Origin of the sequence: Aromatoleum sp. (assembly GCF_032027225.1) — a bacterium.
GTDB lineage: Bacteria > Pseudomonadota > Gammaproteobacteria > Burkholderiales > Rhodocyclaceae > Aromatoleum.
This window is the reverse complement of sequence record NZ_JAVSMM010000005.1, coordinates 219,494-229,161: the sequence shown is the minus strand read 5'-3', so window position 1 is coordinate 229,161 and position 9,668 is coordinate 219,494. Positions and strand designations below refer to the sequence as shown.

Here is a 9,668-nt window from a genome sequence, read left to right as displayed (position 1 = left end):
GCCCAATTGCCGTTGCACAATCGGCTGAAAAAGCAGCTGGAATCGTCATCAGGGCGGCTCAGGTCGGATCTTTTCAGCATCGATTTTTTTCCAGGCGGCCGGAAACCGAAGGTGAAGGCGGAATTTTCAACACCCTGCTAAGACCCTCATTTCCGTCAAAGGCGAACAGCGTCACATTGCCCGCGGAATTCTTTACGAGCATTCGGCTCACGACTGCTTTGTCCTGATATTGAAGCAGGGTCTTGAGCTTTTGCACTTCGGCCCCAGTTCTTTCGCTGCTCATAATGCTCCCTTGAACACTAAGAATAAGAAGACAGTTATTAATCAATAAGGTTGGGCCGCCCATCCTTAACCGTTATCGCATCTCGAAGACCTCCCGACGGAATCTCAGGCGCCTGCCCCAGATCGAGGCCAGCCCAGCCGCCAGCTGATCACCAAATTGTCTCGGTCCGCAGAACCACACTTCGGTGCGCCCCCCTTTCGGCTGTGACGCGGCCAATTGCTCCGATGTCAGGGTCGCCCCGAGCGATGCATCGTGGATATGAAGCTGGACCATCGGGAGTCTCCCGCACAGTCGCTGCAGCCGTTCGACGAAGGGATCGCGCGAGGCGTTGCGCGTGCTGTAGTGAAGCTCCACTTGCGGTGCCGAGTCGGGGGCGGCGTGCAGCGCATCCAGCCACGACAGGAAAGGCGTGATGCCGATCCCGCCGGCGATCCAGATCTGGCGCGCGTTCCGATTATGGCGCTCGAGGAGGAAACGTCCGTATGGCCCTTCGACGGTGACAGGCTGCCCGACCGCGATACGTGTTGCCAGACGACGCGTGTAGTCGCCCAGCGCCTTGATCTGGAAGGTTACGGTCTGGTCGCCGCGGTCGGCGCTGGCAATGGTGAAGGGATGCGCTCCTTCGAAGCGGTCGAAACCGACGAAGGCGAACTGGCCCGCACGATGACCGTTCCATCCGGCGTCGAGACGACAGGTCACCTCAGTGATGTCGGGAGCCGGAGACGAGACGGACGCAACCACGCCCCTCGCGCGCCGATCACGGCCGATCCGTCCGGTCAGCGCCAGAATCGATGCTGCGGTGCCGGCCGCGAGCAGGGCCGCCATCAACCATCCGACCGCCTTGTTCCAGTATTCCGGCGGCGCGAGCACCGCGGCGTGGAACGCGAGCAGCAGGTACAGCACCGGCATTGCGCGATGGAGATGGCGCCAGAACTTGTACGGGAAGCGCTTCCACAGGCTCAGGATGACCATTCCCAGGACGAAGTAGATCGCGAATTCGCCCAATTCCTCGCCGGCATCACGCAGGTTTTCCAGTAACGCGCCAAAATGCGCCTCGGGGACCTGGCCGGCCTCGCCAAATACGGATTCGAGCAGGTCGTCGGACATCTCGATGAGCCAGTGCAGCGCCGCGAAGACTGCGGCGAGAATGCCGGCCCACTTGTGCAGGTGAAAAATGCGATCCATCCCGCCGAGCGCGCGCTCGAGCGCCGTCGGCCGCGTGGCCAATGCCATGGCCAGCGACATCAGGCCTATGCCCAGCACACCGCTGAGATAGAGCGCCTGTTCGCGGATCAGCCACGGTAGCGACGCGCTGCCGCCGCCGTCGACACTCGCGGCGAGGCCCCAGGCGAAGGTGAGAAGGGCTATGAATGCGGAGAGGAAGAAGACCATCGGAAACCCTCTACAGGCAGGATGACGGCAGGGGCGCCGGCGTGGGCGGCGCCCCTCGGGTAGAAGCTCAGTTGTTGCGCTTGACCTCGGTCTTGATGACCTCGCCGGTGAAGGGGGCGAGATCGAGTTCGACCAATCGTCCGTCCCGATCGGTGGCCGTCACCTCGAACTTGTCACCGTCGCGCTCGATCTCCTTGAGGTCGCGATACCCCATCGCTTCGACCTTGACCTGGGCCTGATGCAGGGTTAATCCCGTGGTCGGACCGGCGGCGGTGTCGTTGTCACGCTTCACGTCGGTCTTGAGGACGGCCCCCGTAACGGGATCGACGTCGATCGCCACCAAGCGACCGTCCGCATTGGTCGCCTTGATCTCGTACTTGTCGTTCTCGCGTTCCAGTTTTGTGAGATCGCGGTAGCCCAGGGCTTCGACCTTCAGTTGGACTTCGTGGGGTGTCAGCCACTGCACGGCGCTATGGCCGGTCGCATTGCCCGCGGCGAACGCCGATGCGATGGCTCCTCCGGCGAGCAAACCGGCGCTTAGGGTGAGGGTGACCATGAATTTATTCGTGCGCATGTTGATTTCTCCAGTTCATTTTGGCTGTGGCCACTTTTCGATGACCGTGGCGCTATCCTGAACGGAGCGAACTGAATGCGGGCTGAACGTTCCTGTCGTGTCAGCAAGGGGAATCGAGGCCCACCGCGCCGATTGCGGGGGGCACCAACACCGCCGATCTCGAACTGCTGAGAAGCACGCGATTCCCACTAGAAAAACGGATAATAGCGGGCAAATCACTTTGAACGTTAGTTTGGAATTCGCACATGGAAATTAAAGTCAACTTTCTCGACAAGCTTCGTCTTGAAGCAAAATTCGATGACTTCACGGTGGTGGCCGATCAGCCTATCCGCTATAAGGGCGATGGTTCGGCGCCGGGCCCGTTCGATTACTTTCTGGCTTCGTCGGCGTTGTGTGCGGCTTATTTCGTGAAGTTGTACTGCGATACTCGCAATATTTCTACCGAAAACATCCGTCTGTCGCAGAACAATATTGTCGATCCGGAGAACCGCTACAAGCAGATCTTCAAGATCCAGGTCGAGTTGCCGGAGGGCATCTCTGCCGCAGACCGTCAGGGCATTCTGCGTTCCGTCGAGCGTTGCACAGTGAAGAGGGTGGTGCAAACCGGGCCTGAATTTGTGATTGAGGAAGTTGAGAATCTGGATTCGGATGCTCAGGCCTTGCTGGCGCTAAATCCGGGTTCTGACGCAAGCACCTATATTGCTGGCAAGGATCTGCCGCTGGAGCAAACCATCGCCAACATGTCGGGGGTGTTGGCGAATCTGGGCATCAAGATTGAAATCGCTTCGTGGCGCAACCTGGTTCCCAATGTGTGGTCACTGCATATCCGCGACGCGCACTCGCCGATGTGCTTTACCAATGGCAAGGGATCTACCAAAGAAAGCGCGTTGGCGTCGGCGTTGGGGGAATTCATCGAACGTTTGAATTGCAATCATTTCTACAACGATCAGTTTTGGGGGGATGACATCGCCAACGCCGCGTTTGTGCATTACCCGAATGAGCGTTGGTTCCAACCCGGCCCTAACGATGCGTTGCCGGTGGAAATACTCGACGAATACTGCCTGCAAATTTACAACCCTAATGGCGAGTTGCGCGGCTCGCATCTGGTCGACACCAATGCCGGCAATGTGGAGCGCGGTATCTGTTCGCTGCCGTATGTGCGGCACTCGGACGGCAAGGTGGTGTATTTCCCGTCCAACCTGATCGATAACCTCTTCCTCAGCAACGGCATGAGCGCCGGTAACACGCTGGTCGAAGCGCAGGTGCAATGCCTGTCGGAAATCCTGGAGCGTGCGGTAAAGCGCGAAATTCTCGAAGGCGAAATCGCCCTGCCCGATGTGCCGCACGAGGTGCTGGCGAAATACCCCGGCATTCTGGCCGGGATCCAGGGCCTGGAAGAACAGGGCTTTCCGGTGCTGGTGAAGGATGCGTCGCTGGGGGGGAATTTTCCAGTGATGTGCGTCACCTTGATGAACCCGCGTACGGGCGGTGTGTTTGCCTCGTTCGGGGCGCACCCGAGCTTCGAGGTGGCGCTCGAACGCAGTCTTACCGAGTTGCTGCAGGGGCGCAGTTTTGAGGGCTTGAACGATTTGCCTCGGCCTACCTTTGAAAGCAACGCCGTAACTGAGCCGAATAACTTTGTTGAGCACTTTATCGATTCGAGCGGCGTGGTGTCCTGGCGTTTTTTCAGCGCAAAAGCCGATTTCGATTTTGTCGAGTGGGATTTTTCGGGTCAGGGGGAGAACTCCAATTCCGAGGAGGCCGCAGTCTTGTTCGGCATTCTCGAGGAGATGGGCAAGGAAGTGTACATGGCGGTGTATGACCAGCTCGGCGCGACGGCCTGCCGCATTCTGGTGCCGGGTTATTCTGAAATTTATCCGGTTGAGGATTTGATCTGGGATAACACCAACAAAGCGCTGCTGTTTCGTACCGACATATTGAATTTGCATCGCCTGGACGATGCCAGCCTGAAAGCTCTGCTTCAACGTTTGGAGGACAGCGAGCTGGATGGCTACACCGACATCATCACGTTGATCGGCATCGAATTCGACGAGAACACGCCCTGGGGTCAGCTGACGATTCTGGAGTTGAAGCTGCTGATACATCTCGCCTTGCAGCAATTTGAAGCGGCGCATGAATTGGTCGGAACCTTCCTGCAGTACAACGAGAACACGGTCGAGCGTGGGTTGTTTTATCAGGCCTTGAATGTGGTGCTGGAGGTACTGCTGGACGACGCTCTGGAGCTGGACGATTACGTGGTTAATTTCCGCAGGATGTTCGGCGACGCGCGGATGGACGCGGTGATGGGGTCAGTGGACGGCAGCGTGCGGTTTTTCGGCTTGACGCCGACGAGCATGAAACTGGAGGGACTCGACAGGCATCAGCGCCTCATCGACAGCTACAGAAAACTGCACGTGGGGCGGGCCAATGCGGCGGCTTCATTCAGTCAGGGTTACGAGTCATAACCGGATCAAGCACAAGAGAGACCGGGTGGCTCCCCGCGCGCTTCGGCAGCTGCTACGTGCGAGGCCGACGTCCGCAGCCGCTTGGAGGAGCCTCCCATAGCGCGAACCACCGCGGTCTCCCTCAAAGGTGAGCGTCTTCCCACGCCATCGGTCCGTTACTTCCCGAACTTTGCGGCATCGTTCGAGCCGGCACCGCAGTGCGCCATAATGCGCGGGTCTTCCTGCTGCATGCCGTCGCGGGAGTAACCGTTGGAGCCTCTCCCGCATGATCACCCTCAAGAACGTCACCTTGCGTCGCAGCGCCAAGGTGCTGCTCGACAACGCTTCGGTCACCCTCAATCCCGGCGAGAAAGTCGGTCTGGTCGGCCGTAACGGCGCCGGCAAATCCACGCTGTTCGCCTTGCTCAACGGCACGCTGGAAGAAGACGCCGGGGATTTCAGCATCCCTTCGCAGTGGCGGATGGCGCAGGTGGCGCAGGACATGCCGGAGACCGACCTGTCGGCGACCGACTTCGTCATCGAGGGCGACACCGCCCTGCTCGACGCGCAGAAGGAGGTGCATGCGGCCGAAGCGAGCGGTGACGGCGAGCGCATGGCGTACGCCTACATGGCGCTGCACGACGCCGGTGCGCATGATGCGCAGGCGCGCGCCCAGGCGCTGATCCTCGGTCTCGGCTTCAGGACGACCGAGCTGTGCAATCCCGTGAACAGCTTCTCGGGCGGCTGGCGCATGCGTCTGCAACTTGCGCGCGCGCTGATGTGCCCGTCGGACCTGCTGCTGCTCGACGAGCCGACCAACCACCTCGATCTGGACGCGCTGGTCTGGCTCGAAGCCTGGCTGCAGCGCTATACCGGGACAATGGTCGTGATCAGCCACGACCGCGAGTTCCTCGATGCGATTACGACCGTGACGCTGCACATCGACAACGCCAAGCTCGTGCGCTACGGCGGCAACTACAGCAAGTTCGAGGACATGCGCGCCGAGCAGATGGAGCTGCAGCAGGCCGCCTTCGCCAAGCAGCAGGACAAGATCGCCCACCTGCAGAAATTCATCGCCCGCTTCAAGGCCAAGGCGAGCAAGGCCAAGCAGGCGCAGAGCCGCGTCAAGGCGCTCGACCGCATGGAGAAGCTCGCGCCGGTGCTGGCGAGTGCCGACTTCACCTTCGAATTCAAGGAGCCGGCGAGCCTGCCCAATCCGATGCTGACCATCGACGGGGCGAGTTTCGGCTACCCGCCGCTCGAAGGGTCGCCACCGGGAACGCCGGCCACCATGATCGTGCGCGACGTCAGCAAGTCGGTGATGGCCGGGCAGCGCATCGGCATCCTCGGGGCAAACGGGCAAGGCAAGTCGACGCTGGTCAAGACGGTCGCGCGCGACCTCGCGCCGCTCGCCGGCACCATGCTCGAAGGCAAGGGGCTCAAAATCGGCTACTTCGCGCAGCAGGAGCTCGACGTGCTGCGCCCGCAGGACAATCCGCTCGAGCACATGGTTCGCCTGGCCCGGGACAATCTGCCGCCGGGGCAGAGCGGGCGCGAGCAGGATCTGCGCACCTTTCTCGGCACCTTCAATTTCAGCGGCGACATGGTCAAGCAGGCGGTCGGCACGATGAGCGGCGGCGAGAAGGCGCGCCTCGTGCTGTGCATGCTCGTCTTCCAGCGGCCGAACCTGTTGCTGCTCGACGAGCCGACCAACCACCTCGACCTCGCGACGCGCGAGGCGCTCGCAGTGGCGCTCAACGAGTTCGAGGGCACGCTGATGCTGGTCAGTCACGATCGTGCGCTGCTGCGTTCGGTCTGCGACGAGTTCTGGCTGGTCTCGCGCGGCGGCGTCGAGCCTTTTGACGGCGATCTCGACGACTACCAGCGCTACCTCCTCGACGAAGCCAAGCGCGCCCGCGAAAGCCTGAAGAAATCGCTGAAAGCACCCGACCCCGAAGTCGCGACGCAGGCCCCGCCACCGCCGGTCGTCGACAAGAAAATCCCGGGCAATCTGAAGGCGCTCAAGCGCGATCTCGGCAGGCTCGAACAGACGATGCTCGACCTGCAGACCCGAAAGCATGGCCTCGAAGCGCGCCTCGCGACGCCCTTGCCGCCGCACGAAATCGGCGAGCTCGGCAAGCAACTGAGCGGCATCGAAGCGGAACTCGCCGCGCACGAGGAAAACTGGCTGGCACTGTCCGAGCAGATCGAAGCGGCCGCTTGACGAGGGCGATGGGCCCTACCGGCAACGAGGTTCGAGGCGCGCGCGATCGTGGTGGAACGCGGGGTCGACCGGCTCACCGATCCGGTCACGAGCTGCAAACGCGTTCGATCTGGCCGCCCGTGTCCCGTGCCCACCGGCCGAGCGCTCGTCCCGTGGTTTCGTCCCCACCGAATGATTCGTGCCTCGTTGGCACACTGAAGAGAAACAGTCCGGAATGGATAGAGAAGTTAACGAAAAGCCCAGGTATGCGGCCGTCGTGGCCGTGCAGCTGCCGAGCGTGAGCGACGTCGAATTCGAGGCATCGCTCACCGAGTTGCGCGAGCTGGCAAAAACCCTCGGCTATCTGGTCGCTCACACCTTTGTCCAGAAGCGCGCGGGCTTCGATACGGCCGCTTATGTGGGGGTCGGCAAGCTCGATGAGATCCGCTGCTTCATCGACAGCGACTCCGCGCCCGCGATGGCGGAAGGCGGGGCGCGCTCCGCCGCCTCCCATCCGCGCGGGATCGATGTCGTCCTGGTCGACCACGAGATCTCACCGTCGCAGGCGCGCAACCTCGAAAAGGCCGTCGGCCGCGAGGTGATGGACCGGACCATGGTCATCCTCGAGATCTTCCATCGCAACGCCCGCTCGCGCGCCGCCCGCGCGCAGGTGGAGATTGCCCGCCTCGGCTACATGGCGCCGCGCCTGCGCGAGGCGGCGAAGCTTGCCGGTCCGCAGGGGCGGCAGCGCAGCGGCGTCGGCGGCCGGGGTGCCGGCGAGTCGCACACCGAGATGGACCGCCGCAAGATCCGCGATCGGATCGCCGAACTGCAGCTGGAAATCATCGCGATGGATGCCGAGCGCAAGACGCAGCGCGCGCGCCGGCAGGGGCGCCAGGGGCTCGCCTGCGTGGCGCTCGTCGGCTACACGAATGCGGGCAAGTCGACGCTGATGCGCGCGCTCACCGGCAGCGAGGTGCTGGTTGCCAACAAGCTCTTCGCCACCCTCGACACGACCGTGCGCACCCTTCATCCGCAAAGCGTGCCGCGGGTGCTGGTGAGCGACACCGTCGGTTTCATCAAGAACCTGCCGCACGGACTCGTCGCCTCGTTCAAATCGACGCTCGACGAGGCGCTCGATGCGTCCCTGCTGCTTCACGTCATCGACGCGAGCGATCCCGGCTTCGAGCGCCAGCTGCAGGTCACCGACCAGGTGCTGGAGGAAATCGGGGCGGATGCGGTGCCGCGGCTGCGCGTCTTCAACAAGATCGACCACGTCGGCGATGCAGCGGCGCAAGCCGAGCGCGCAGCAGCGTTGCGCGCTCAGTACCCCGACTGCATCGTGATGAGCGCCCGCCGTCCGGACGAGGTCGCGCGTCTGCACCGGACGATCGTCAAGTTTTTCCAGAAGGATCTCGTCGAGGCCGAGCTGTTTCTTCCCTGGTCCGCACAGCAGCTGCGCGGCGAAATCTACGTGAGCTGCGAGGTGTTGGAAGAGCGGGCAGACGACGAGGGCGCCTTTTTCCGGGTCCGCGGCGAAGTCGACGCCGTGAATGGGCTGCGCGCACGACTCGGCCTGAAGCCGTGAATTCGATTGCTCGCGTAATGCGCTTTCTTTCGACGCCGCCTCGCATTCGGCGCCTCCGCCGCCGCGAATAAGCAATCCAGTTTTTCTTCGTTCCGGCTCCCGATCCCGGTCGGTAGATTCCTCCCTGTCCGCTGTTCATTTACAGAAATTCAGGGAGATTTTCGATGGAATTCAAGAGCCTTCGCCGCGCGCTTCTCGCCGCGGCGCTTATCGTGGGGGGCGTAGCCGCCGCGCACGCCGAAACGACCTTGCTCAACGTATCGTACGACCCGACGCGCGAGCTATATCAGTCCTTCAACCGTGAGTTCGCGAAACACTGGAAGGCGACGACCGGGGAGGAGGTCACGGTCAAACAGTCGCATGGCGGGGCAGGGAAGCAGGCGCGGGCGGTGATCGACGGGTTGGAGGCCGATGTGGTGACGTTGGCGCTCGCTTACGATATCGATGCGATCGGCGAGAAGACCGGGAAGATTCCGGCCGACTGGCAGAAGCGTCTGCCGCACAACAGCTCGCCGTATACCTCGACGATCGTGTTCCTGGTGCGCAAGGGCAATCCGAAGGGAATCAAGGATTGGGATGACCTCGTCAAGCCTGGCGTCCAGATCATCACGCCGAATCCGAAGACGTCGGGCGGTGCGCGCTGGAATTACCTCGCCGCGTATGGCTACGCGTTGAAGAAGCCGGGCGGCGACGAAGCGAAGGCGCGCGCGTTCATCGCTGAGATCTTCAAGCATGTTCCGGTGCTCGATTCGGGCGCGCGCGGCGCGACGAACACTTTCGTGCAGCGCGGGCTCGGCGACGTGCTGCTGGCGTGGGAGAACGAAGCCCTCCTGTCGGTTAACGAGCTCGGCGCCGACAAGTTCGAAATCGTCGTGCCGTCCGTGTCGATTCTTGCGGAGCCCCCGGTGACGTTGGTCGACGGGGTCGCGAAGAAGCGCGGTACGACCGAGGTCGCGAAGGCCTATCTCGACTATCTGTATTCCCCGGTCGGGCAAAGAATCGCGGCGGCGCATTACTACCGGCCGGTGAAGCCCGAGCTCGCAGATCCGAAGGACGTCGCGCGTTTCCCGAAAGTGAAGACCTTCACGATCGACGACCTGGGCGGCTGGCAAAAGGCGCAGAAGACTCATTTCGCGGATGGCGGGGTGTTCGATCAGATCTTCACGAAGTAGGGCGGCGAGACG

General features: G+C 62.1%; 7 protein-coding genes. 5 read left to right on the top strand and 2 right to left on the bottom strand.

The genetic code is table 11. From position 1 onward, the window contains the following. Window positions 1-227: hypothetical protein (locus ROZ37_RS08510; protein ID WP_312658872.1), on the top strand; the 227-nt coding region annotated here is incomplete at its 5' end. Window positions 228-355: 128 nt separating this feature from the next. Here the strand turns inward: ROZ37_RS08510 and ROZ37_RS08505 are convergent. Continuing rightward, window positions 356-1,675 (bottom strand): ferric reductase-like transmembrane domain-containing protein, encoded by a 1,320-nt coding sequence (locus tag ROZ37_RS08505; protein WP_312658871.1) that lies wholly within the window; start codon window positions 1,673-1,675, stop codon window positions 356-358. A gap of 67 nt (window positions 1,676-1,742) precedes the next feature. Continuing rightward, window positions 1,743-2,249, bottom strand: a complete 507-nt coding sequence (locus ROZ37_RS08500; RefSeq protein ID WP_312658870.1) for a PepSY domain-containing protein — start codon at window positions 2,247-2,249, stop codon at window positions 1,743-1,745. A gap of 245 nt (window positions 2,250-2,494) precedes the next feature. Between ROZ37_RS08500 and ROZ37_RS08495 the strand changes: the two genes are divergently transcribed. The 4 genes from ROZ37_RS08495 (at window position 2,495) to ROZ37_RS08480 (ending at window position 9,656) form a co-directional block, all read left to right on the top strand. After that, window positions 2,495-4,714, top strand: a complete 2,220-nt coding sequence (locus tag ROZ37_RS08495) for an OsmC domain/YcaO domain-containing protein (protein WP_312658869.1) — start codon at window positions 2,495-2,497, stop codon at window positions 4,712-4,714. A gap of 265 nt (window positions 4,715-4,979) precedes the next feature. Continuing rightward, window positions 4,980-6,917 carry an ATP-binding cassette domain-containing protein gene (locus ROZ37_RS08490; RefSeq protein WP_312658868.1) on the top strand — a complete coding sequence of 646 codons (1,938 nt, stop codon included), beginning with the start codon at window positions 4,980-4,982 and terminating at the stop codon, window positions 6,915-6,917. 214 nt (window positions 6,918-7,131) lie between these two features. Then, window positions 7,132-8,484: a GTPase HflX gene (gene hflX / locus ROZ37_RS08485; protein ID WP_312658867.1), complete on the top strand. Its 1,353-nt coding sequence runs from the start codon at window positions 7,132-7,134 to the stop codon at window positions 8,482-8,484. A 164-nt stretch (window positions 8,485-8,648) separates the two neighbouring features. Next, window positions 8,649-9,656 carry a sulfate ABC transporter substrate-binding protein gene (locus tag ROZ37_RS08480; protein WP_312658866.1) on the top strand — a complete coding sequence of 336 codons (1,008 nt, stop codon included), beginning with the start codon at window positions 8,649-8,651 and terminating at the stop codon, window positions 9,654-9,656. Window positions 9,657-9,668 lie beyond the last annotated feature (12 nt).

Bases quoted from the DNA above. Each gene is read 5' to 3' on its own strand.
- ROZ37_RS08505 (WP_312658871.1), bottom strand. From the start codon at position 1,675: ATGGTCTTCTTCCTCTCCGCATTCATAGCCCTTCTCACCTTCGCCTGG.
- ROZ37_RS08500 (WP_312658870.1), bottom strand. From the start codon at position 2,249: ATGCGCACGAATAAATTCATGGTCACCCTCACCCTAAGCGCCGGTTTG.
- ROZ37_RS08495 (WP_312658869.1), top strand. From the start codon at position 2,495: ATGGAAATTAAAGTCAACTTTCTCGACAAGCTTCGTCTTGAAGCAAAA.
- ROZ37_RS08490 (WP_312658868.1), top strand. From the start codon at position 4,980: ATGATCACCCTCAAGAACGTCACCTTGCGTCGCAGCGCCAAGGTGCTG.
- hflX (WP_312658867.1), top strand. From the start codon at position 7,132: ATGGATAGAGAAGTTAACGAAAAGCCCAGGTATGCGGCCGTCGTGGCC.
- ROZ37_RS08480 (WP_312658866.1), top strand. From the start codon at position 8,649: ATGGAATTCAAGAGCCTTCGCCGCGCGCTTCTCGCCGCGGCGCTTATC.